This window comes from Sphingomonas sp. P2_B6 (assembly GCF_056404755.1).
Genome location: NZ_JBFUDK010000002.1, coordinates 1 through 23,558 on the forward strand (window position 1 = coordinate 1; position 23,558 = coordinate 23,558).

22 protein-coding genes are annotated in these 23,558 nt (G+C 65.9%); 12 read left to right on the plus strand and 10 right to left on the minus strand.

Features of this window, described 5'->3' with window-relative positions:
- The 4 genes from AC1DX5_RS02540 to AC1DX5_RS02555 form a co-directional block, all read right to left on the minus strand.
- Positions 1-188 (minus strand): transposase (locus tag AC1DX5_RS02540; RefSeq protein WP_478014039.1); only part of this gene is annotated, 188 nt, incomplete at its 3' end.
- A gap of 240 nt (positions 189-428) precedes the next feature.
- Positions 429-1,352 (minus strand): DUF481 domain-containing protein, encoded by a 924-nt coding sequence (locus AC1DX5_RS02545; RefSeq protein ID WP_478014040.1) that lies wholly within the window; start codon positions 1,350-1,352, stop codon positions 429-431.
- Positions 1,353-1,354: 2 nt separating this feature from the next.
- Positions 1,355-1,834 (minus strand): RNA pyrophosphohydrolase, encoded by a 480-nt coding sequence (locus tag AC1DX5_RS02550; protein WP_478014041.1) that lies wholly within the window; start codon positions 1,832-1,834, stop codon positions 1,355-1,357.
- Entirely contained in the window at positions 1,831-2,805 is a 975-nt protein-coding gene (locus AC1DX5_RS02555; protein WP_478014042.1) for an alpha/beta hydrolase, read from the minus strand. Before AC1DX5_RS02555 ends, AC1DX5_RS02550 begins: the two co-directional genes overlap by 4 nt.
- A gap of 57 nt (positions 2,806-2,862) precedes the next feature.
- On the opposite strand from AC1DX5_RS02555, the gene AC1DX5_RS02560 reads away from it, so the two are divergent.
- From AC1DX5_RS02560 to fdxA, 4 genes are all read left to right on the plus strand, one after another.
- On the plus strand, positions 2,863-3,777 hold the full coding sequence (locus AC1DX5_RS02560) for a histone deacetylase family protein (RefSeq protein ID WP_478014341.1): 915 nt from the start codon (positions 2,863-2,865) through the stop codon (positions 3,775-3,777).
- A 94-nt stretch (positions 3,778-3,871) separates the two neighbouring features.
- A complete protein-coding gene (locus AC1DX5_RS02565; RefSeq protein ID WP_465173127.1) occupies positions 3,872-5,863 on the plus strand; it encodes a 2-oxoacid:acceptor oxidoreductase subunit alpha in 1,992 nt (663 codons plus the stop codon).
- Positions 5,860-6,894 (plus strand): 2-oxoacid:ferredoxin oxidoreductase subunit beta, encoded by a 1,035-nt coding sequence (locus AC1DX5_RS02570; RefSeq protein ID WP_465173128.1) that lies wholly within the window; start codon positions 5,860-5,862, stop codon positions 6,892-6,894. The genes AC1DX5_RS02565 and AC1DX5_RS02570 overlap by 4 nt, the downstream gene beginning before the upstream one ends.
- Positions 6,895-6,911: 17 nt before the next feature.
- Positions 6,912-7,253, plus strand: coding sequence for a ferredoxin FdxA (fdxA, locus tag AC1DX5_RS02575; RefSeq protein ID WP_478014043.1), 342 nt, complete (start codon positions 6,912-6,914; stop codon positions 7,251-7,253).
- A 9-nt stretch (positions 7,254-7,262) separates the two neighbouring features.
- On the opposite strand, the gene AC1DX5_RS02580 is transcribed toward fdxA, so the two are convergent.
- Entirely contained in the window at positions 7,263-8,435 is a 1,173-nt protein-coding gene (locus AC1DX5_RS02580) for a JmjC domain-containing protein (protein ID WP_478014044.1), read from the minus strand.
- 143 nt (positions 8,436-8,578) lie between these two features.
- Between AC1DX5_RS02580 and AC1DX5_RS02585 the strand changes: the two genes are divergently transcribed.
- From AC1DX5_RS02585 to AC1DX5_RS02600, 4 genes are all read left to right on the plus strand, one after another.
- On the plus strand, positions 8,579-9,952 hold the full coding sequence (locus AC1DX5_RS02585; protein ID WP_478014045.1) for a cryptochrome/photolyase family protein: 1,374 nt from the start codon (positions 8,579-8,581) through the stop codon (positions 9,950-9,952).
- Between the two features lie 46 nt (positions 9,953-9,998).
- A complete protein-coding gene (locus tag AC1DX5_RS02590) occupies positions 9,999-11,270 on the plus strand; it encodes a class I SAM-dependent methyltransferase (protein WP_478014046.1) in 1,272 nt (423 codons plus the stop codon).
- 1 nt (position 11,271) lies between these two features.
- On the plus strand, positions 11,272-12,429 hold the full coding sequence (locus AC1DX5_RS02595; protein WP_478014047.1) for a serine hydrolase domain-containing protein: 1,158 nt from the start codon (positions 11,272-11,274) through the stop codon (positions 12,427-12,429).
- Between the two features lie 95 nt (positions 12,430-12,524).
- Positions 12,525-13,832 (plus strand): dicarboxylate/amino acid:cation symporter, encoded by a 1,308-nt coding sequence (locus tag AC1DX5_RS02600; protein ID WP_465181479.1) that lies wholly within the window; start codon positions 12,525-12,527, stop codon positions 13,830-13,832.
- 96 nt (positions 13,833-13,928) lie between these two features.
- Here AC1DX5_RS02600 and AC1DX5_RS02605 read toward each other — a convergent pair whose 3' ends face one another.
- Positions 13,929-14,639, minus strand: a complete 711-nt coding sequence (locus AC1DX5_RS02605) for an SDR family NAD(P)-dependent oxidoreductase (protein WP_478014048.1) — start codon at positions 14,637-14,639, stop codon at positions 13,929-13,931.
- Positions 14,640-14,742: 103 nt separating this feature from the next.
- Complete coding sequence (purF, locus tag AC1DX5_RS02610; RefSeq protein WP_465173136.1) at positions 14,743-16,200, minus strand: amidophosphoribosyltransferase; 1,458 nt, start codon at positions 16,198-16,200, stop codon at positions 14,743-14,745.
- 131 nt (positions 16,201-16,331) lie between these two features.
- On the opposite strand from purF, the gene hisI reads away from it, so the two are divergent.
- Genes hisI through AC1DX5_RS02630 form a run of 4 tightly spaced genes read left to right on the plus strand, consistent with a single transcriptional unit; the run spans position 16,332 to position 19,477 of the window.
- Positions 16,332-16,694: a phosphoribosyl-AMP cyclohydrolase gene (gene hisI, locus AC1DX5_RS02615; protein ID WP_478014049.1), complete on the plus strand. Its 363-nt coding sequence runs from the start codon at positions 16,332-16,334 to the stop codon at positions 16,692-16,694.
- Positions 16,691-17,203 carry a hypothetical protein gene (locus AC1DX5_RS02620; protein WP_478014050.1) on the plus strand — a complete coding sequence of 171 codons (513 nt, stop codon included), beginning with the start codon at positions 16,691-16,693 and terminating at the stop codon, positions 17,201-17,203. Before hisI ends, AC1DX5_RS02620 begins: the two co-directional genes overlap by 4 nt.
- A gap of 38 nt (positions 17,204-17,241) precedes the next feature.
- The gene (locus tag AC1DX5_RS02625) at positions 17,242-17,670 is read left to right on the plus strand and encodes a MerR family transcriptional regulator (protein ID WP_465173139.1); all 429 of its coding nucleotides are present in this window, start codon (positions 17,242-17,244) and stop codon (positions 17,668-17,670) included.
- Positions 17,671-17,674: 4 nt separating this feature from the next.
- Positions 17,675-19,477: an acyl-CoA dehydrogenase C-terminal domain-containing protein gene (locus tag AC1DX5_RS02630; RefSeq protein ID WP_478014051.1), complete on the plus strand. Its 1,803-nt coding sequence runs from the start codon at positions 17,675-17,677 to the stop codon at positions 19,475-19,477.
- A gap of 146 nt (positions 19,478-19,623) precedes the next feature.
- On the opposite strand, the gene AC1DX5_RS02635 is transcribed toward AC1DX5_RS02630, so the two are convergent.
- The 3 genes from AC1DX5_RS02635 to AC1DX5_RS02645 all read right to left on the minus strand — a co-directional run bounded on the left by AC1DX5_RS02635 (position 19,624) and on the right by AC1DX5_RS02645 (position 23,417).
- On the minus strand, positions 19,624-20,976 hold the full coding sequence (locus tag AC1DX5_RS02635) for a cell wall hydrolase (protein WP_478014052.1): 1,353 nt from the start codon (positions 20,974-20,976) through the stop codon (positions 19,624-19,626).
- 240 nt (positions 20,977-21,216) lie between these two features.
- Positions 21,217-22,137, minus strand: a complete 921-nt coding sequence (gene cysK / locus AC1DX5_RS02640; RefSeq protein WP_465176579.1) for a cysteine synthase A — start codon at positions 22,135-22,137, stop codon at positions 21,217-21,219.
- The gene (locus AC1DX5_RS02645) at positions 22,134-23,417 is read right to left on the minus strand and encodes an MFS transporter (protein ID WP_465173143.1); all 1,284 of its coding nucleotides are present in this window, start codon (positions 23,415-23,417) and stop codon (positions 22,134-22,136) included. Before AC1DX5_RS02645 ends, cysK begins: the two co-directional genes overlap by 4 nt.
- Between the last annotated feature and the right edge of the window lie 141 nt (positions 23,418-23,558).

Genomic DNA, 23,558 nt, shown 5'->3' on the forward strand with positions numbered 1-23,558 from the left:
CCCGGACGACCCGGATCGCGCAGCGCCTGCTCCCCGCCCGCCCGCACCGCATTGCGCCACCGGTACAGCAGATTATCCCTGATCCCCAACTCGAGCGACAAGGCTGACACCCGCTCGCCCGACTCAATCCGACCCAAAACCCACAGCTTGAACCCCCGGTCGTGCCGTCGTCGATGGTCCTTCGACATTCTTGCCCTCCATCCAGAGAGCTCTCTCTTATTTCATGTCTCAGTCTAGGGGGTCATTCCACCGGATAAACAGGGCAGGTGAAAACCATAACAGGCACCACTGGCGTCATGGAAAAAGCATTCCCTGGTTCGCGCGGACACGGAGGTTCATGCCCTGAATCATCGTTGCCATGTCGGCGCGCAGATGTGAATCGATAGCGACGGCGCCTTCTGGACCATGGGCGCGCGTGTGCCGGGCGATCAGAAGCTGTAGACGATTGACGCGCGGCCTGTCGTGTCGGTGCCGACCCGCCCGATCGGCGGCATGCTTTCATGCTGGACGGCATAGGAAATCTTGCCGGCGAGCGGCCCGATGAGTTTTGCATTGAGCGCCGTCGTGCTGCTCACCGTGCTGTTGTAATGCTGGAGATAGGCTGAGGCGTCCTGGCTGATCGAAATCGCGCGCGTCAGCCGCCAGTCGAAATCGATCGATCCGCGGGCCGCCAGGCTGCTTTCGCGGGTGCGATCCGTGTAGGAGGTGTCGCGATAAGCCGGGCCAAGTTCCATGTCGAGAGTCACGCCGGGCTGCTTGATCGCGCTGTATCCGGCGCCGAGCGATGCCGAGTAGCGGCTGGTGTAACCAAGGAAACGGTCGCTCTCATATTGGGCGGCGCCGTAGACATATCCGCGCGGCGAGAATTTGAAGTTCGGCTCATAGGCCGCGAGATAATGTTCGCGGCTGACCACACCGGCGCTGCGTTTGTAATCGGCGGCGAGATGCAGCTTATGACGCCAGCGCAGGGATTCCCGCGTCAGGTCGATCGCGCCGCTCACACCGGCATCCTGAGTGTTGCCGGTGGTCAGATAGCCGCCAAGCTCGGCGCGGCCGCTCCATAGATCGAGCAGGCCCGCATCGCGCAAGGTCGCTTCGCGGCTGGCGGCCCGCTCCTTCGCCCAGTCCGTCACCAGGGCAGCGATGGCATCCGCCGATTCGGGGGCTGCGGCGCGGGCGTATTTGGAGACGGTCGCGACCTCGGTTTCGCTGCCCGATGCCATCGCGGCGTCGAGCATCGCCTTCACGGGCTGCGGAATCTGCGCCGGCTCCGCATTGGCGAGCAGCAACGGCATGGCGAGCAGGAGCGGACGGCACAGCATGGTCCGCGAATAGCGCGCGTCCGCTTTCACGATCAACCGAGCTGATCGGCGAAGGCCGACAGAACGTTCTCGTAGAGCGCCTTCTTGAAGGGCACGATGATTTCGGGAAGCTCGGCCGGATCGACCCAGCGCCAGGCGCGGAATTCCTGGTGTTCCGTCGCGATGTCGACGTCGCTGTCCTCGCCGAGGAAACGATAGAGGAACCAGCGCTGGCGCTGGCCGCGCCATTTGCCTTTCCAGACCTTGCCGACCAGGTCGGGCGGAAGGTCGTAATAGAGTTCTTCCGGCGCCTCCGCGATCAGCTCGACCTTGTCGGGCTGAACCCCGGTTTCCTCGCCCAGTTCGCGGATCGCGGCGGTCTCGGCATCCTCGCCGTCATCGATCCCGCCTTGCGGCATCTGCCACGCCTCGACCGTCGCATCGATGCGCTGGCCCACGAACACCTGCCCGGCGCGGTTGATCAGCATCACGCCGGCGCAAGGGCGATAGGGAAGGGTAGCCGGGTCGGTCATCCCGCCGCCTGCGCCATGACACGGTCGCCCTCGGCTTCGACGATCACCGTCTTCAGGGCTGCCAGCGCGCCGGCGACGTCGCCGGCCGAAGAGGGGATGGCCTTGCGCAAGGTGACGAAGCCGTGGACGTTCCCCTTCGCCTCGCGAAAGATCACCGGCACGCCCGCCACCGCAAGCGCGCCGGCATAGGCGCGTCCCTGGTCGCCGATCGGGTCGAGACTGGCGGTGATCACCACCGCGGGCGGCATGCCGGCGAGATCGCCGATCAATGGCGAGGTGCGGATATGGGTGGCTTCGGCATCATAAGAGGCCTGGAACCAGTCCATGCTGTCCCGGGTGAGCAGGAAGCCTTCGGCGAAAATGGCGTAGGAAGGATAGTCCTTCGAGGCGTCGGTGGCCGGATAGATCGGGAATTGCGCGATCACCGGCACGGCGGCGGGCGCGTCGCGCAGCGCCATGGCGGTGACGATCGCCAGATTGCCGCCCGCGCTGTCGCCGGCGACGACGAGGCAGGTGACCTTGCGGCCGAGGTCGGCCGGGTTGCCCGCGACCCAGCGCGCCGCCGCTTCGCAATCATCCGGGGCGGCGGGCCAGGGATTTTCGGGGGCGAGGCGGTAGTCGACCGAGATGACCGGGATATCGAGGGTCCGGGCGATCTCCGCACAGAAGCTGGCATGAGTCTCGACATTGCCGATGACGAAGCCGCCGCCATGATAGAAGAGCAGTGCCGGACCGGGCTCCCGGCTGGCCTTCGCATCGAACAGGCGCGCGGGAATCGGGCCGGCCGGACCGGGAATGGACAGGTCAGTGACGGTGGCCAGATCGCCCAGCGGCAGATCGGCGACATCCTTCATCGCGGCATAGACCGCGCGCGCCGCCGGCGCCTCCAGTTCATGCATCTTCGGACCGGGCAGGTTGTTGAGATAGGCGAGAAATCCACGAACATCCGGGCGGACAAAGGGTTCGGTCACGGCGTTCTCCCATATCCCGCATTGGCGCGGCGGGTGTCGGCCGACTACCTAGAGGCGATGATCCCCGTCGTCCATCACCCCGCCTATCTCACCGCCGGCCGGCAGGTGGGACGGCTGACGAAGAACGCCGCGATCCGCGACCTGCTCCTCGACGAAGGCGAGGGGATCGAGTGGATCGAGCCCGACCCGATGCCCCGGGGATGGATCGAGGCAGTCCATGACCCCGATTATGTCGAGGAAGTGCTGAGCGCGCGGGTGCCGCGCGAGAAGGAGCGGCGGATCGGTTTCCCGGTGACCGAAGCCGTGGCGCTCCGGTCGCAGATCGTGGCGGGCGGCACCTGGCTGGCGGCGCGGATCGCGCTGGAGCGCGGTTTTGCGGCGAACAGCGCGGGCGGGAGCCATCACGCACTGGCGACCACCGGGGCGGGCTATTGCGTGCTCAACGATCTCGCCATCGCGGCGGTGCGGCTGGTCGAGGACGGCACGGTCGCGCGGGTGCTGATCGTCGACGGCGACGTGCATCAGGGCGACGGCACTGCGGCACTGACCGCGGGCAGGACGGGTATCGCGACCTATTCGATCCATGCCGAGCGCAACTTCCCGGTGCGCAAGGCGCGCTCCACGCTCGACGTGGCATTGCCCGACGGCACCGGGGACGCCGCCTATCTGGACGCGCTGGAATCGAGTCTCGCGCCGCTCATCGACGAGCAGCGGCCGGGGTTGATCCTTTATCAGGCCGGAGTGGACCCCTTTGGCGGCGATCGACTCGGGCGCCTGTCGCTTACAGATCAGGGCCTGATCGCCCGCGACCGACTGGTCGCGCGACTGGCGCGGGAGCATGGCATTCCGCTCGCCAGCACGGTGGGCGGGGGCTATGACGAAGACCTTTATGCCGTGGCGCGGCGCCATGTCGCGGCGATTTTGGCGCTCGGATCAGTGCTCGCGCCCGGCGGCCACGGGACACTCGCTTAAAAGAACCATTTGCAGGCGCCTCCGATCAAACTAGGTTGGCCAGTCAACGCTCCGGGCATAGAGGGCGTCGGATAAATCCGCAGGACACATATTGATGGCATCCGCCGTTCACGAATTGACGCCCGCCGAGGCGTCCGCACATCCCGCCGCAGAATCGATCGTTGTACGTTTCGCCGGAGACTCCGGTGACGGCATGCAGCTCACCGGCGGGCAATTCACCCTCTCGACCGCGCTGGCCGGCAACGACCTGGCGACCTTCCCCGATTTCCCCGCGGAAATCCGGGCGCCGCAGGGCACGTTGTTCGGCGTCTCCGCTTTCCAGATCAATTTTGGGTCGACCGCGATCGAGACCGCGGGCGACGCGCCCGACGTGCTGGTGGCGATGAACCCGGCGGCGTTGAAGACCAATGTCGATGCGCTCAAGCCGGGCGGCCTGATCATCGCCGACGAGGGCGAGTTCGGCGAGCGCAACCTCGCCAAGGCGAAATATGCGGTGAACCCGCTGCATGACGGCAGCCTGGCCAAATGGCAGGTGCTGGCGTTCAACATCTCGCAGCTGACGCTCGACGCGGTGAAGCCGTTCGGCCTCGGTAACAAGGAAGCGCTGCGCTGCAAGAACATGTGGACGCTGGGGCTCGCGCTCTGGATGTTCGATCGTGACCGCCAGCCGCTGATCGACTGGCTGAAGGCCAAGTTCGCGAAGAACCCGACGCTGGTCGAGGCCAATGTCGCCGCGCTGAACGCCGGCCATGCTTACGGTGAGACGGCCGAACTGGCCGGGCCGATGAAGCAGCATCATGTCGCGGCGGCGCCGGCCGAGCCGGGTTTGTACCGCACGGTCACCGGCGCGGAGTCGATCTCGCTCGGGCTGGTCGCGGGCGTGCAGCTGGCCGGCGTGAAGATGTTCTTCGGCGGCTATCCGATCACGCCCGCCTCGGCGATCCTGCATCATCTGTCGCGGCTGAAGGAATTCGGCATCACGACCTTCCAGGCGGAGGACGAGATCGCCGCGATCGCCAGCGCGATCGGTGCTTCCTATGCGGGGCAACTGGGCGTCACCTCCTCGTCGGGGCCGGGCATCGCGCTCAAGGGCGAGGCGATGGGGCTGGCGATCATGACCGAGCTGCCGCTGGTCATCGTCAACTCGCAGCGTGGCGGGCCCTCCACCGGCCTGCCGACCAAGACCGAGCAGTCGGACCTGTATCAGGCCGTCTATGGCCGCAACGGCGATTCGCCGATGCCGGTGATCGCCGCGCGCTCGCCGGCCGATGCTTTCGATTGCGCGATCGAGGCGGTGCGCATCGCGGTCCAGTACATGACCCCGGTGATGCTGCTGACCGACGGCTATATCGCCAATGCCGCCGAGCCGTGGCTGGTGCCGGACATGGACAGCTACACGCCGTTCCCGGTCACCTATCTCGAGGAAGCGCCTGAGAGTGGTTTCCTGCCCTATGCGCGTGACGAGAAGCTGGCGCGGCCCTGGGTGAAGCCGGGCACGCCTGGCCTGCTCCACCGCATCGGCGGCATCGAGAAGCAGATCGGCACGGGCAATATCGACTATGGCGCCGCCAACCACCAGGCGATGACCGACATTCGTCGCGACAAGGTGCTCGGAATCGATGTGCCCGACCAGAAGGTCGAGATGGGCACGGAGAGCGGCAAGCTGGCGATCGTCGGCTGGGGATCGACCTATGGCCCGATCCATCAGGCGGTGCGCCGTGCCCGTGCGCGCGGGCTCGACGTCAGCCATATCCATATCCGCCATATCTGGCCGATGCCGGCAAATCTCGGTGCGCTTCTGAAGAGTTACGAGAAGATCCTCGTACCCGAGATGAACACCGGCCAGCTCAAGACCGTGCTGCGCGACCAATATCTGGTCGACGCCAGGCCGCTCAACAAGATTTCCGGTCAGCCCTTCATGATCGCCGAGATCGAAGCGGCGATCGCCGAGGCGCTCGGTGGCGGGCAGACGCACAGCGAAGTGCCGGCGGATACCCATCAACTACCAACGTCGCTGGGCGACGAGGATCTCGATACGGCCGCGATCCATATCGGTGCCAACCGCAATCCGGAACCACGCTCATGAACGACATGACCCCAATCGCGAAAACGAGCCCCAAGGACTGGGAGACCGACCAGGAGGTGCGCTGGTGCCCGGGTTGCGGCGATTATGCGATCCTGAAGGCGGTGCAGCGGACCATGCCGGAGATCGGCGCGCGGCCCGAGAACACCGTGTTCGTCAGCGGCATCGGCTGCTCGTCGCGCTTCCCTTATTATATGGAAACCTATGGCTTCCACACCATCCATGGCCGTGCGCCGGCGGTGGCGACGGGGGTGAAGCTGGCCAATCCCGAGCTCGACGTGTGGATCATCACCGGCGACGGCGATGCGCTGTCGATTGGCGGCAACCACACCATGCACCTGATCCGCCGCAATCTCGATTGCCAGGTGCTGCTGTTCAACAACGAGATCTACGGCCTGACCAAGGGGCAGTATTCGCCGACCAGCCATGTCGGCACGCGCAGCCCTTCGACGCCGTTCGGCTCGCTCGACCGGCCGCTGACGCCGTGCGCGTTCGTGCTCGGCAGCGGCGCGCGGTTCGTGGCGCGGGCGATCGACGTGAACAAGAACCTGCCGGCGGTGCTGAAAGCTGCCTATGCCCATAAGGGCACCGGGTTCGTCGAGATCTTCCAGAACTGCATCGTCTATAATGACGATGTGTTCGCGCCCTTCACCGAGAAGAAGAACGCCGCGACCGGGCAGCTCTGGGTCGAGCAGGGCAAGCCCCTGCTGTTCGAGGGCGGCACCAAGGGGCTGGCGCTCGATACCGAGCGGCTGACGTTGAAGGTGGTCGATGTCGTGGACGGCGACTGGGAAGCGGCGCATGTGATCGTGCACGACCAGACCAACCGCGCGGTCGCGCACATGCTGGTCGAGATGCCGTTCGGGGCATTCCCGATGGCGCTGGGCGTACTCTACGACGATCCGGCCCCGACCTTCGAGAGCGCGGTCGTCGCGCAGAACGCGCAGGCCAGCACGGGCAAGACGCCGAACCTGCAAAAGCTCCTGTCGCAAGGCCAGACCTGGCAGGTCGAGAAGCAGCCGCACACGATGTAGGCGGGCGGAGGCCGGCAATGACGTTCGTCGTCACGGATGCGTGCATCCGGTGCAAGTTCATGGACTGCGTCCAGGTCTGTCCCGTGGAAGCGTTCCGCGAGGGGCAGAACATGCTCGTGATCGATCCGAACGAGTGCATCGACTGCAATCTCTGCCTGCCGGAATGCCCCGCTGACGCGATCCTGCCCGATATCGAAAGCGGTGCGACGGCCTGGATCGAGCTGAACAAGACTTATGCGGCGTTGTGGCCTTTGGTGTCGCGCAAGCTCAACCAGACGCCGGACGACGCCGAGGCGTTCAACGGCATGGCGGGCAAGTTCGAGAAGTATTTCTCGGCCGAGCCCGGGAAGGGCGACTGATCCCCGGCGTCAGGCGGGCTCGTCGGATAGCAGCACCAGTGACTTGCGCGCGAGGCCGGACACGGCGGCGCTGATATCGTGCGCGGGCAGGTCCGGCAGGGCCTCGATCAATCCAGTGAGGGTGGAGGCGTCGCGGTCGAGCAGATTGGCCAGGACTATGCGTTCGGTGGGGCTCAGCGTCGTCGTCGCCGGGCCGTGGCGCAGTTGGGTCATGCCCTCGGGAAGGGGCAGGCGACGGCGTAGCGTCGGTCGGATCACCACGGCCGGGTCGAGCGGATCGGACAGGCCGAGGTTGAGGACCTTCAGCGACTCGCGCTGGCGATCCGCCGTCGCGAGGAAGCGGTTCAGGTCGAGATCGTCCACCGCGCGGTGGAGCGCCGCGCGCAGGTCTTCCTGCCGCGTCGCCAGCGCTTCGGGGCCGGCCAGGGTCGAGACGTCGCGGCGGAAGAGCGCGTCCTCGAGGCAGCGCCGGCCGATCCAGCGCACGACATCGTCGCCGCGGGGAAAGGCGAGGCCGATCGTCAGATGGAGTGAATGACCGTCCTCGATCTCGGCGCGGTGGAATTCGCCGCGCGGGATGTAGAGCACATCACCGGGTTCGAGCATTTCGCTCCAGACCGGTTCCTCGGTATCGCCGATCTTCGTGACCGCCGGGGCGCCCTTCATCGGATAGGCGTCGCGCTGGCCGTAGCCGAACCAGCGTTTCCGCCCATGGACCTGCAGTACCAGCACGTCGTGATCGTCCCAATGCGCCCCGAACGCGCTGTCCCGGCGGAAGCTGACATAGGCGTTGACGCCGACGCGGGCGCGGAGATGGCGCTCGACCATCGCGGCGATAGCGCCGATGCCGGGCACCAACCGGTGGATGTCGTTGATCACCAGGCTGAGACCCATGTCGGCCATGGATTGCAGCGAATCGGGGGCGAGTTCCTGATTGTCGAACCGGCCCGCACGTGCGGTGAACATGCCGAGCGGCACGTCGTGCCCGTTGCGGATCGCGCGGACCTGCCCGCGCTGGAGCCGATCGAAGGTGATCAGGGCATTGAAGGCGGGCCATGGCAGCAGCCGCGCGAAATCGGCCTGGTGAGTCGTTTGCAGGTGAAGGCGCTGCTCGCCGACCATCGCATCGGTGAGCGTGGCGAGCGGGTGCGGCGCAACCAGGCTGCGCAGGTCGGTTATCATGTGCTGGAGCCACTCCCGCTGCTGTGGTCCGTGACTAGACCAGGATCGGCCGCGTTGGGAAGCGGTTCGCCTGCGGCGCTTGCGGGTATGGCGGGCGGCGGGCATGTCGGGGGCATGTACTGCTTTTCCACCCGCCGCCGCCGTTGACCGCGCCGACGCTCCTCTGGTTCCGTCGCGATCTGCGGCTGACCGATCAGGCCGCGCTGATCGCGGCGGTCGATGAGGGGCGGGTGATCCCGGTCTATGTGCTCGACGACGAGACGCCGAAGCATCGGCGCATGGGGGCTGCGTCGCGATGGTGGCTGCATCACAGCCTCGAGGCGCTCGACCGGCATTTGCGCGACAAGGGGTCGCGGCTGATCCTGCGGCGGGGCGATGCGGCGGTCGAACTGGCGAAGCTGGCGGAGGCGACGGGGGCAGGGCGGGTGCATTGCCTGCGCCATTACGAGCCGTGGTGGCGCAATGCCGAGCGGGCGGTGGCGAAGACGCTCGATCTGATATGCCATGACGGCAATTATCTCGCGCCGCCCGGGTCGGTCACTACCGGGGCGGGGCAGCCTTACAAGATCTACACGCCGTTCTGGCGCGCCTTGCGCGAGCATATGCCGCCGCCTGCTCCTGCGCGGGTTCCGCACAGCATCCCCGTTCCCGGGACATGGCCGGAGAGCGATCGGCTGGAAGATTGGAAGCTGTTGCCGGTGAAACCCGACTGGGCCGGCGGCTTTCGCGACGAATGGACGCCGGGCGAGCAGGGCGCGGCGGAGCGGCTGGAGGATTTCCTGCCCAAGGCCGCCGCCTATGACGTGGACCGCAACCTGCCGTCGGACGAAGGCAGTTCGCGCCTGTCGCCGCATCTGCATTTCGGGGAGATCTCGCCGGCGACGGTCTGGCACCATGTCGAAAAGGCGCGGGGCGATACCACGACTTTCCTCAAGGAGGTCGCCTGGCGGGACTATGCGCAGAATGTGATCCTGCAATTCCCGGATTATGGATCGAGGAATGGGCGCGCGGCGCTGGATTCGCTCGCGTGGCGTACTGGCAAAGCAGCCGATGCCGATCTTCGCGCCTGGCAGCAGGGTCGCACCGGCTATCCGATCGTCGATGCCGGCATGCGGCAGCTCTGGGCGAGCGGCTGGATGCACAACCGGGTGCGGATGATCGCGGCGAGTTTCCTGATCAAGCATCTGTTGGTCGACTGGCGCGAAGGCGAGGCGTGGTTCTGGGACACGCTGGTCGATGCCGATTACGGCAACAACAGCGTCAACTGGCAATGGACCGCCGGGACGGGCGTGGATTCGAACATGTTCGTGCGGATCATGGCGCCGCTGACTCAGTCCGAGAAATTCGATGCGGCCGACTATATCCGGCACTGGGTGCAGGAGCTCGCGCATCTCCCGGATGCGACGATCCATGATCCGGATGCGGCAGGGTGTCGTCCCGAGGCCTATCCGGCGAAGATCATCGGGCATCGTGAGGCACGGGAACGGGCGCTGGCCGCGGCGGCAAGGGCGCGGTGACGAATCGCTTTTCCCGCACTCGCTCCGGGTGCATGAGAGCCGCCTGATGAACGTTCCAGCGCCGAACAGGGGCCGTCGCTTCGGCACGCGCGCAAGACCGGCGACTGGTCGCGTCGACCGGCTGCTGGCCCCTTTTGCCGGCATGTTCCACCGCCTGCTCGACCGGATCGACCGGGGCCTCGAGGCCGGCGCGATCGAGGCATCGCTGCCCGACGGGACTGATCGCGTGCTTGGCGGGCGGGGCGAGGGGCCGGTCGCGATCGTCGAGATCAGGAGCTGGCGCGCGCTGATCCGGCTGGCGATGGGTGGATCGGCCGGGTGGTTTGTCGCCTGGTCGCGCGGCGAATGGCGCAGCCCCGATCCGGTGCCCTTGTTCGACCTGTTCATGCGCAACCGCCGCCCGCTGGGCGAGGCGGGGCGATCGCGCGGGCCGATGCGGGCAGTGCGACGGCTCTGGCACCTGCTGCGCCGCAATCATCGCAGCGGGGCGCGGCGGAACATCGAGTTCCATTACGATCTGGGCAACGACTTCTACAGCCTGTGGCTCGACCCGGGCATGACCTATTCGAGCGCGCTGTTCGAGGAGCCGATTGCAGCGGCGCAATCGCTGGAGGAGGCGCAGGCGACCAAGCTTCGCGCGGTGCTCGATCGCACCGCGACAAAGCCCGGTGATGCCATCCTGGAGATCGGCTGCGGCTGGGGCTCTTTCGCCGAGGTCGCGGCGCGAGCGGGGGTGAAGGTGCATGGCGTCACCCTGTCCGCCGAACAGAAGCGCGCGGTCGAAACGCGCATGGCGGAGGCGGGGCTGGACGGGGTCACCGTCTCGCTGACCGATTATCGCGACGTGGCGGGGCAGTATGACGCGGTCGCGAGCATCGAGATGGTCGAAGCGGTCGGTGAGGAATATTGGCCGGCCTATCTGCAGGCGGTCGCGCGGGCGCTGAAGCCGGGCGGGCGCGCCGCGATCCAGTATATCGCGATCGATGACGCGATCTTCGAGGCTTATGCCGCGAATGTCGATTTCATTCAGCGCTTCGTTTTTCCGGGCGGCATGCTGCTGTCGGAAAGCCGATTCCGTGCGATTGCCGAAGCAAATGGCCTGAGCTGGCACGACCAGCATGATTTCGGCCTTCATTATGCCGAGACGCTAAAGCGCTGGCGTAAGGCGTTCGACCTTGCCGTGGCGGCGGGAAGGCTGCCCGCCGAATTCGATCGCCATTTCGTCGATCTGTGGCGATATTATCTGATGTATTGCGAGGGCGGATTCAGAGGCGGCGGGATACATGTCGCGCAGGTCACGCTCATAAAGGTGGGATGAGATGAAGAGGCAGGTGTTGGGTGCGCTCGCGCTGGCGGGCGCCGCGATGATTCCGGCGCAGGGCTTCGGTCAGGCGCAGCCGGCCGAGGCGACTCAGCGTCAGGTCGGCGCGGAAGTGCTGTTCTGGTCGCAGGCGCAGCGCGATTCGAACTTCCCGGCGATGGAGAAGATCTTCCCGGGCAACGTCATCAAGGCCGATCCTGCGAAGGCGCGCAAGCTGCCAGCGGGCAAGCCGCTGCCCATCGCGGCGGCGGATGTGGATGCCTTCATCGCGTCGATGAATGTTGCGGGGCTGATCGTGCTGCAGGACGGAAAGGTGCGGCTGGAACGCTATGCGCGCGGCTTCTCCGCGGAAGGCCGCTGGACAAGCTTCTCGGTCGCCAAGTCCTTCACCTCGACCCTGGTCGGCGCGGCGATCAAGGACGGCTTCATCAAATCGCTCGACGATCCGGTGACGCGCTACATCCCCGATCTGGCGGGCAGCGGCTATGACGGGGTAACCGTCGCGCAGCTGATGACGATGACCTCGGGCGTCAAATGGAACGAGGATTATACCGACCCCAAATCCGACGTGGCGCGCATGTTCCTGGAGCCGGTGCCGGCGGGCGTCGATCCCACGGTCTATTTCATGCGCAAGCTGCCGCGCGAGACCGCGCCGGGCACCAAATGGGTCTACAAGACCGGCGAGACCAACCTGATTGGCGTGCTGGTGCGCCGGGCGACGGGCAAGACGCTAGCCGCTTATGCCCAGGAGAAGATCTGGGAACCCGCCGGCATGGAACGCGACGGCTTCTGGATGAAGGACCAGACCGGGGCGGAGGTCAGCGGGTGCTGCCTGTCGGTGTCGCTGCGGGATTATGCGCGGTTCGGGCAGTTTGCGCTGGAGGGCGGCAAGGGCGTGGTCGCGCCGGGCTGGTTCGTCGAGGCCACCAGGGCGCACGCCGAGGTGGCGCCGGGCGGGTTCGGCTATGGCTATCAATGGTGGACTTATCCGGGCGGCCGATATGGCGCGCAGGGGATTTTCGGGCAGATGATCACGATCGATCCCAAGTCGAAGCTGGTGATCGCGATGGTCAGCGCTGCGCCCAAGGCGAGCGAGCGGTCGCTGACGCTCGCGCGGCTGGCGTTTTTCGAGAAGCTGATGGCGGCGGCGAAGTAGTCGGGTGTCTATTCCTTCCCGGTAACGGGCGGGGAATGATGGTGAACATCATGCGATTAGCCGCGTAGGCACGTGCCTCCCGCCGGAGCCCGTTCTTGATACCCCGCGCCACATGTGATCATCGTCGCGTTAGCCAGCGGGGGAAGCCGATGACCATTTTTCGCGCCTGGAGCGTTCTCCCCCTGTGGCAGCGCGTGCTCGCCGGGCTCGTGCTCGGCATCCTGCTCGGGGCTTTTTTTCCCGCCGCCGCGCCGTGGATATCGCTCATCGGCGAGCTGTTCTTGCGACTGATCCGGCTGCTGGTCTTGCCGGTGCTGCTAGTCGTGATCGCTGCCGGTGTCACCGAGTTAGGCGATCCCAGGCGACTGGGCACGGTCGGCGGACGCGCCATCGGCCTTTTCGCCGCGCTGATGGTGATCGGAATGGCAAATGGCATGGTCGTCGGCCTGCTGTTGCGGCCCGGCGCCAATAATCCGCTGGGCCATCATCTGCCCCCGCACGACCTCGGGGTCGCCAAGAGCCTGGCGCAACAGGCGCTCGACATCGTGCCACCCAACATCTTCGAGGCAATGGCAGCGGGCAATATGCTGGCGCTGATTCTGTTTTCCGGTCTGATCGGGGTTGGTGCCTTGCTTTCGGGTGATGCCGGCAAGCCGCTTGCCGCGTTCCTTCAATCGGCTTCGGCGGCGCTTCTCAAGGTCGTTTCGCTAGTCATGGAACTCACGCCGTTCGGCGTTTTCGCGTTGGTCGCGAATGCCGTTGCGGCGAATGGCGTCGCCGTGATCGCGAATGTCCAGTGGCTGGCGCTCGGTACGGTGCTCTGCGTGATCCTGCAGATTGTCATTGTCCATGCGACCGTCCTCGCGCTGATCGCGCGGCGATCCGTTGTCAAATTCTACGGCGGTATCGCTGAGGCGCTGACGATCGCCTTCTCCACCGCGTCATCAACCGCGACAATGCCGGTCGCGCTGCGTTGCGCCGTCGAGAATCTCGACGTCCCGCGGCCAGTCGCGTCGACCATCCTTCCGCTCGGTGCCAGCGTCGGCAAGGATGGCACCGCCGCCTATGTCGGCCTGATCAGCATCTTCAGTCTTCAGGCGCTGGGGATCGAGCCGACCGCGGCCAATCTTATGGTGATCCTGGTCGCCGGCAGCCTAGCGGCGTTCGGCACGGCCCCGGTACCGTCCGCCTCGCTGTTCATGCTCGCTGCGGTGCTTTCGACGATCGGCGTCGACAGCGCGCAGACCGCGTTGGTTGTTGGCTTCATCCTGCCGTTCGACCGTCTTCTGGATATGACGCGCACCGTCGCCAGCGCCAGCGGCAATCTGACAGTCACCGCGACAGTTGCGAAACTCGAGCGCAAACACGAAGACCCGTCACGGCTCGACCTGGACGCTGCCTGACGAGCTCAGGCTCGGTGGCTCCGTCGTATGACCCGGCGTGCTTGTCAGCTTTGAACCGACTCGGGCCTCACCGGGCTGGAAAAGGGACAAGACGGGTCAGTCGATCCGCTCGAAATGGCCGTTCTCAAAATCGCCGGCGATCAGCGCCACGAGCCGGTCCGCAACCACTTCCGGCGCCTTCACCGAAGCCGGATCCTCGCCCGGATAAGCCCGCTCGCGCATCTTCGTCCGCGTCGCGCCRGGGTCGACGATCGCGGTGCGGATGCTGCTGATATGCTCCATCTCGTCGCCGTACGCGCCGACCAGCGTTTCGAACGCTGCCTTGGAGGCGCCGTACAGGCCCCAATAGGCGCGGGGCGCGCGGCCGACACTCGAGGTGATGCCGATGACGCGGGCGCGCTTCGATTTGCGCAGCATCGGGTCGAACGCCGTGATCAGCGCGGCCTGGGCGCTGACATTGAGGGTCAGGACGGTCGCCAGTTCCTTGGGATCGATCGCCGGTACGGCGGCGAGGCTGCCCAGAGTCGCGGCGTTCATCACCATGATGTCGAGCTGCGGCCAGCGCTCGCCGATCGCGGCACCGAGGCGGGCGATGCTGTCGGTCTCGGTCAGGTCGAGCGGGGCGATGGTCGCGCTGCCGCCGGCATCGAAGATGTCGGTTTCGACCTGTTCCAGATCCTTGGCGGTGCGCGCCGTGATGACGACATGCGCCCCGGCCGCGGCGAGGGCCCTGGCGGTCGCGGCGCCGATGCCGCGACTGGCGCCGGTCACGAGGGCGATCTGGTTGGCGAGGAGGAGGTCAGTCACAATAAATTCCGTTCGCCCTGAGCTTGTCGAAGGGCCGCTCTTCTATCGCGCGCCGTGGGAAAGAAAAGAACGGTGCTTCGACAAGCTCAGCACGAACGGAAATTTATATGACCCGTTCCGCCAGGAGCGCGAACTGGTCGACCGAGGCGACCTCGTCCTGGTCAGTCAGGGTCGTCGGGTAATCCCCGGTGAAGCAGGCATCGCAATGGCTCGGGCGGATATCGGCGCGGCGCGGCTGGCCGAGCGCCTTGTACAGGCCGTCGATCGAAACGAACGCCAGGCTGTCGGCCTGAATATAGGTGTTCATTTCCTCGATATTCTTGGTCGCCGCGAGCAGCTTGGCACGTTCCGGGGTATCGACGCCGTAGAAGCAGCTGTGCCGCGTTGGCGGGCTGGCGATGCGCATATGCACTTCGGCCGCGCCGGCTTCGCGCATCATCTGAACGATCTTCAGGCTGGTGGTGCCGCGCACGATCGAATCGTCGATCAGCACGATCTTCTTGCCCTTGATCAGCGCGCGATTGGCATTGTGCTTCAGCTTCACGCCGAGATGGCGGACCTTGTCGCCCGGCTGGATGAAGGTGCGGCCGACATAATGCGAGCGGATGATGCCGAGTTCGAACGGAATGCCGGACTGCTGGGCATAGCCGAGCGCCGCGGGCGTGCCCGAATCGGGCACCGGGATGACGATGTCGGCGTCGACCGGGCTCTCGATCGCGAGCTGGGCGCCGATTTCCTTGCGCACCGTATAGACGCTGCGGTCCTCCGAGATCGAATCGGGCCGCGAGAAATAGACATATTCGAAGATGCACGGCCGTGCCGAGGCCGGCGGGAAGGGGCGGTGCGAGCTGATCTCCGTCCCGCGCACGATTACCAGCTCGCCGGGTTCGATCGAGCGGACGAACTCGGCGCCGACCACGTCGAGCGCCACCGTCTCCGAGGCGAAGATCACCGCGCCGTCGAGCGTGCCCATGACCAGCGGGCGGATGCCGAGCGGATCGCGGCAGGCGATCATGCCCTCCGGCGTCATCACGATCAGCGAATAGGCGCCCTCGACTCGCTTCAGCGCGTCGATGAACTTGTCGACGAAGGTGCGATAGCTCGACGTCGCGACGAGATGAATGATCGTCTCGGTATCCGAGGTCGACTGGAAGATCGACCCGCGCTGGACGAGATCGCGGCGCAGGCGCATCGCATTGGAGATATTGCCGTTATGCGCGATGGCGAAACCGCCCGAGGCGAGATCGGCGTAGAGCGGCTGGACGTTGCGCAGCGCCGTTTCGCCGGTCGTCGAATAGCGGACATGGCCGCAGGCGACGGTGCCGCGCAGCGCGCCGATGATGTCGTCGCGGTCGAAATTGCCGGCGACATGGCCCATCGCGCGGTGGGTGTGGAACTCGGCACCGTCGAAGCTGGTGATGCCGGCCGCCTCCTGGCCGCGGTGCTGCAGCGCGTGCAGGCCGAGCGCAACCAGCGCCGCGGCGCCGTCGCTGCCGGATACGCCGAAAATGCCGCACTCTTCGCGCAGCTTGTCGTCATCAAATGGATTCGTAGTAAGCATGGCGCCCTTCGGGGGGAGTAGCGTCGCCCGCCATATAGGGGCGCCTTTCGGCTTTGTCGCGCTTTTGTAACAAGGATTAATCGCCACCCGTCGCATTGGCGGTTTTGCGTGCGTCGCGCTAAGTGCTGGCCATGCCCGATTCCCGCGATACCGGCCTTGTGCTCGACCCGAAATTTGACGCCGCCGGCCTGATCACCGCCGTGGCGACTGACCGCACCACGGGCGAGGTGCTGATGCTCGCCCACATGAATGCGGAGGCGCTGGCGGCCACCGTCGCGACGCGGGAAGCCCATTTCTGGTCGCGCAGCCGCGGGCGGCTCTGGAAGAAGGGCGAGTCCTCGGGCCATGTACTGCGAGTCGCCGATATCAGGATCGATTGCGATCAGGATGCGGTGTGGCTGATCGTCGATGCCGCTGGCCCGGCCTGTCACACGGGGGAGCGCAGCTGCTTCTATCGCCGGATCGATGGCGACCGACTCGCGCCGGTTGAATGAGACTCGGGCTGTCGCTGGTATTGATGCTGTTCGTCACCGGCTGCCGGGGCGATGAGCAGAAGGCCGCCAGCAATGCCGTTGCGGCGACAGGCCTCGAGGCTGCCGCGATCGAGGCTGGGGTCATTCCCGACCCCGACAATACCGACATCAGCGGCCTCTACGCACATGATACCGATCGAGTCTGCATCGTGCCCGGCGCCACTGGCTTCCGGATCGGCGTGTTTGTCGACTATGGCGACAAGATGAATTGCGGTGGCGCAGGCACCGTCACCCGGACGGGAGAGAAGCTCCATCTCGAGTTCTATGGGGCAAAAGGGTGCGGGTTCGACGCGCAATTCGATGGAGACAGGATCCAGTTTCCGGGCGCCTTGCCCAGTGCCTGCCAGAAGCTCTGCGCGCAGCGCGCGTCGATGGCGGGGCTCGACGTGACTCAGTTGAGCGAGTCGGTGTCAGAGGCCTCGACCTTGCGCGACGGCAGGGGCAAACTGCTCTGCGGCAGCGGCGGATGAGCTTGACGTTCACGTAAACGGCATCTAGCTTTCGGGTCATGTCCACAGTCGCCGCCTATGCCGCGATCGAGCGCCACCCCGATCGCGATCACTTCTCGATCTCCGACCTGTCAGCCGAGTTCGGCGTGACCGCACGGGCGCTTCGATTCTATGAGGACGAGGGACTGATCGCGCCCGAACGGCGCGGCACCGCCCGCATCTATTCGCAGCGCGACCGCGCGCGGCTCGCCTGGATCCTGCGCGGCAAGCGCGTCGGCTTCAGCCTCGCCGAGATACGCGAGATGATCGACCTTTACGATATCGGCGATGGCCGTCAGGTGCAGCGCGCCGTCACGATCGATCGCTGCCGCGAGCGCGTGTCGCTGCTTACGTCACAGAAGCAGGATATCGATGCCGCGATCGACGAACTCAACGACTTCATCACCCTGCTCGAAACGCACGGCGCGCAAGGCCGCCTGAAGGACTGATATCATGCCGCAATATACCCCGCCCGTCCGCGACACCCGCTTTATCCTGGAGCATGTGGTCGGCCTCGATCGCTATGCGAACCTGCCCGGCTTCGCCAACGCCACCCCCGATGTGGTCGACGCTGTGCTCGACGAGGGCGGCAGGTTCGTGGCGGAAGTGTTGTTCCCGCTCAACCAGTCGGGCGACCTCGAGGGCTGCACGCGTCACGAGGATGGCTCGGTTTCGACGCCCAAGGGTTTCAAGGAAGCCTATGACAAGTTCGTCGAATCGGGCTGGGGCACCTTGTCGGCGCCGGCCGAGTTCGGCGGACAGGAGATGCCGCACGTCGTCTCGACCGCGTTCCAGGAATATATGATCTCCGCGAACATGGCGTTCGCCATGTATCCGGGCCTGACTCACGGCGCGATCGCCGCGCTGCTGGTCAAGGGCACCGACGAGCAGAAAGTGAAATACGTCCCCCATATGGTCTCGGGCAAATGGGGCGGGACGATGAATCTGACCGAGCCGCAATGCGGCACCGATCTCGGCTTGATCCGTACCCGTGCCGAGCCGCAGGCCGACGGCTCCTATACGATCACCGGCACCAAGATCTTCATCTCGTCGGGCGAGCATGACCTGACCGAGAACATCATCCACCTCGTCCTGGCCAAGACCCCGGGTGCGCCGGAAAGCTCCAAGGGCATCTCGCTGTTCGTGGTGCCGAAGTTCATGGTCAATGACGACGGATCGCTCGGTGCGCGCAACGCGGTGTCGTGCGGCTCGATCGAACACAAGATGGGCATCCACGCCAATTCGACCTGCGTGATGAACTATGACGGCGCGACCGGCTGGCTGGTCGGCGAGGAGATGAAGGGCCTCGCCGCGATGTTCATCATGATGAACGCCGCCCGCCTCGGCGTCGGCCTCCAGGGTCTCGGCGTGGCGGAGACGGCGTATCAGAATGCCGTGCAGTATGCGCATGACCGCCGCCAGGGCCGGTCGCTGACCGGCGCCAAGGAGCCGCAGGAAAAGGCCGATCCGCTGTTCGTGCATCCGGACATCCGTCGCATGCTGATGGATGCCAAGGCGCTGACCGAGGGTCTGCGCGCCCTGTGCCTCTGGGGTGCGCTCCAGGTCGATCTCGAGCATGCCGCGGGAAGCGAGGAGGAGCGTCAGCTCGCCGAGGATCTGGTCGGCCTGCTCACCCCGGTGATCAAGGGGTATGGCACCGACAAGGGCTATGAGATCGCGACCAACGCGCAGCAGGTCTATGGCGGCCATGGCTACATCGCCGAATGGGGCATGGAGCAATATGTCCGCGATGCCCGCATCTCGATGATCTATGAAGGCACCAACGGCATCCAGGCGATGGACCTGGTCGGCCGCAAGCTCGCCATGAACGGCGGCCGGGCGGTGCAAGCCTTCTTCAAGGTCGTCGGCGAGGACGTCGCGGCCGGCAAGGCCGATCCGGCCACCGCCGATTTCGCCGCGCGCCTCGAAAAGGCCAATGGCGAATTGCAGCAGGCGACCCTGTGGTTCCTCCAGAACGGCATGCAGAACCCCGACAATGTCGGCGCGGGCGCGCAGCCCTATCTGCATCTGATGGGCATCGTCGCAGTCGGCCTGATGTGGCTGCGCATGGCCACTGCTGCCGCGAAGCTGAAGGCGGCGGGCGAGGGTGATGCCGCCTTCCTCGACGCCAAGCTGGTGACCGCGCGTTACTTCGCCGAGCGGATCATGCCGGACGCGGGCGCGCTGCGTCGCAAGATCGAGGGTGGGGCCGAAGCTCTGATGACGCTGCCGCCGGAGATGTTTGTCGCGGCCTGAGTTCGATAGTCGCGGTAGGTAGCCAATTCCGTCATGCCGGACTTGTTCCGGCATCCATCGCGCGCGCCAAGGGCCGACGCGTGTCGTACGCGGCGCGATGGACCCCGGAACAAGTCCGGGTTGACGTTGGATGATGGGATCGCTCCCTAACGCACCGGCGGTTGTGTTGCAGGCACTTGCGGCGCGGCGACAGGCCTGGCCGGCGACGGGGTCTCCGCCTTGCGCCGCACGCCCGACAGCTCCGGTACCGGTTTGATCGTCGCCGTCACCGGCGGGGGCGCGACCTTCGTGGTGCCCGTGAGGCTCTCAAGCTTGAAATTGTCGACCTGGCGCGCAACCGGCACCAATACCTGCAGCTTCATGCACTGGCTGAAATCGGCGCGCTTGAACTCAGTGCAGTTCCACAGCGCCTTGTCGTAGTTGCGGCTCTTGTCGCGCAGATAGCTGAACGACATCGCCGCGATCTGGGTCGGCTGAAGCGGTAGCGCGCCCGGCGTCTTGGCCTTGCTGGTCCAGCCCATGACTTTGCAATAGGGGCGGTCGCCGCACGTACGCGCCGCCAGCAAGGCAAAGGCGTCCGCTGGCATGCGCGGGTCGAGCGTCAGCAGGAAACTGTTGGTGTCGGTCGTCAGCGCGGGCGGCAGCGCCGCACCCGCTGCGGCGGCCTCGACGGTCGCGGCGGTGGCGTCGACCAGCGCGGCGCCTGTCTTGTGCGCATCGGAATAGAGCGCGAGCTGGGCGATGACCGGTTCGTCGGACGAGACGTGCCGGTTGAACGCGGGCGGGGTGCCCCACCAGCCGGTCCAGCGAAAGAACAGGTGAGTCTCGACCCGGGCGATCTTGTCGAGGCTGGACTGCCAATAGGGTACGACCCAGTCGGTATGGTAATGAGTCGCATAGCCGACGGGCTTGTAGACCGCGCCGTTCAGCGCGAGCGTGGCGGTTTCCCGCGCGCGCACCCAGGCGGCATCGGACCAGCGATGCCGCACCAGCGCGCCATCGCAGGTGAAGGTGAACTGGCACCCGGTCACGCGTTCGGACCCCTGGAACACTACGCCGCAGATCGTCTTGGGGAAGGCAGGATGGCGCGCCCGGTTGATCACGACCTGTGCCACCGAGCGCTGGCCCAGCGTATCGTCGCCGGCCTCGTAGAGCACGCCGGCGGCCATGCAGTCGATCGCCCGGGCGCGCTGCTCGTCGGTGCCGACGAATTTGAAGGGCCGGGCCGCGGGATTGGGGCCGGTCGAGAAGGGGACCGAGGCGTTGAAGGCGCGGGCGTCGTCCGGGTCCAGATTCTGGAACGCGACCGGCTCGACCGGCGGCAATTCCGCCTTCGGCACCACGCGTTGCGGCAGGCGCTTGACCACATGGTGCGGCACGACCGGCGGCGCATTGCGGACGATAAGCGCCGGAGCCGCGATCGCGATGACCGCGACCAGCGACAGCAGGAGGTTCAGGCCGGGACCGGGATTGCCCGGCGGGGCGGAGGGCTGGGGCATGGGCGAAGGGGTTTCAGCGATGAAGGGAGCGACGCGAAAGGGGGGCAAGAGCGGCTCCTGGCGACGACAAGCAGGGGCCTTTAGCCCAGAACGCTTCGGATACGAAATGGTTCGCGGCCCAAGGCGAACGCGGCGCGGTGGGACGCTGCGCCCGAGCCGCGACGCTCGACGACATTCCCGAGCATTGCCCCGCCTGCCCCGACCAGTGAAATATGGTCGAGGCCGGCTGTGCGCGCGAGATCAGCTTTCCGGCAGGAAGTCCGGCACGGACAGGTAGCGCTCGCCGGTGTCGTAATTGAAGCCGAGCACCCGGACGCCATCGGGCAGATCGGGCAGCTTCTGCAGGATCGCGGCCAGGGTCGCGCCCGAGCTGATGCCGACCAGCATGCCTTCCTCGCGGGCGGCGCGGCGCGCCATGTCCTTGGCGACGGCCGCATCGACCTTGATCGCGCCGTCGATCGCCTGGGTATGAAGATTGGCGGGCACGAAACCGGCGCCAATGCCCTGGATCGGGTGCGGCCCAGGCTGGCCGCCCGAGATGACGGGCGACGCCTCGGGCTCGACCGCATAGACCTTGAGGTGCGGCCATTCCTTCTTCAACGTCTCGGCGACGCCGGTGATGTGGCCGCCGGTGCCGACGCCGGTGATGATCACGTCGATCGGCGAATCGCGGAAATCATTGAGGATTTCCTGCGCGGTGGTGCGCACATGGACGTCGATATTGGCCGGGTTCTCGAACTGTTGCGGCATCCAGCTGTTCGGCGTCTGCGATACCAGTTCGAGCGCGCGCTCGATCGCGCCCTTCATGCCCTTTTCGCGCGGGGTGAGATCGAAGGTCGCGCCATAAGCGAGCATCAGGCGGCGGCGTTCGAGCGACATGCTCTCGGGCATGACGAGGACCAGCTTGTAGCCCTTCACCGCGGCGACCATCGCCAGGCCGACGCCGGTATTGCCGCTGGTCGGCTCGATGATCGTGCCGCCGGGCTTGAGATCGCCCGACTTCTCCGCCGCCTCGATCATGCTGAGCGCGATGCGGTCCTTGATCGAGCCGCCAGGATTGGAGCGCTCGGACTTGATCCATACCTCGGCGCCGGGGAACAGCTTCTGCACGCGGATGTGCGGGGTGTTGCCGATTGTGTCGAGGATCGTGTTGGCTTTCATCGTGCGGCCTCCATCTCAATATCTGCGGCGTCCTGGGGCGTCGCGGGTGGGTCGAATGTACGGGCGTTGCGGATGCTCGGGAAGAGCCAGGTCCACAGGATGGTCACGACAATCGCGCCGCCGCCACCCACCAGCACCGCCCCGACCGGCCCGAGCGCCGATGCGAGGAAGCCGGATTCGGCCTCGCCCAACTCATTGGACGCGGAAATGGTCAGCTGCGAGACAGCGCCGACCCGGCCGCGCTTGTCGTCGGGTGTGTGGAGCTGAATCAGCGACTGGCGGATATAGACCGAGAACATGTCGGCTGCGCCGGCGACGGACAGGGCGATGAGGCTGAGCAGCATCGATGTCGACAGGCCGAATATCACGGTGGCGGAACCATAGACCAGCACGGCGCCGAGCATCTTCGGGCCGACATTGGTCTTCAAGGGCCGGAAGGAGAAGAACAAGGCGGTCAGCGATGCCCCGACCGCCGGGGCGGCGGCGAGGGCGCTCAGACCCTGCGGCCCGACTTTCAGGATATCATGGGCATAGATCGGCAGCAGCGCGCTCGTACCGGCGAGGAACACGGCGAACAGATCGAGCGTGATCGTGCCCAGAATCATCTTGTTCTGCCAGACATAGGCGAGTCCGTCAGCGATCTGCTTCAGCGGGTGCGCGGTGCTGACGGCGATGGTGCGCGCGACGGGACCGATCGCCAGCAGGCAGATCAGCGCGCCGCTGAACAGCGCGGTTGCCAGGAAATAGGCGGCGGACGGCGCGAGCGAATAGGCGAAGCCGCCGATCGCCGGCCCGATGATCGTGCCGACCTGCCACGAGATCGAGCTCAGCGCGATCGCGGTCGGCAGCACTTCGCGCGGCACGAGATTCGGCGCGAGGGCAGAGAAGGCGGGACCGGCAAAAGCGCGACCGATGCCGAGCAGCACCGCGACCGAGAACAGCACGGGAAGCGACATCCAGCCTTCATAGGTCGCCATGGCGAGGATGAAGGCGCAGAGAATCTGCAGCGCGACGGTTACGCGCGTGATCCAGCGCCGGTCGAAACGATCCGCCACCCAGCCCGTGACCGGAGTCGACAGGAACAGCGGCACGAACTGCAACAGGCCGATCAGCCCGAGCTGAGCCGCGGCGCCGGCGGGCGACATGGTCTCGCGCGCGATGGTGTAGGTCTGCCAGCCGATCACGATGATCATGCCGTTCTGCGCAAGGGTCATGCAGAAACGGGCGGCCCAATAGGCGCGGAAGTTGGCGATGCGGAACGGGTGAGGAGGCGAATCCATTGCGCCGGCTTTAGGCGCGCGATCCTTGAGGGGGCAATCTCCGATTGCTTTGGTAGGTGAAACTTCTGTTGTGCTCAGACGATTGATGTCCGAGAGGAAACGGGCCTATAGGCTCGCCGTCCTCCCCTACGGAAACGAGGT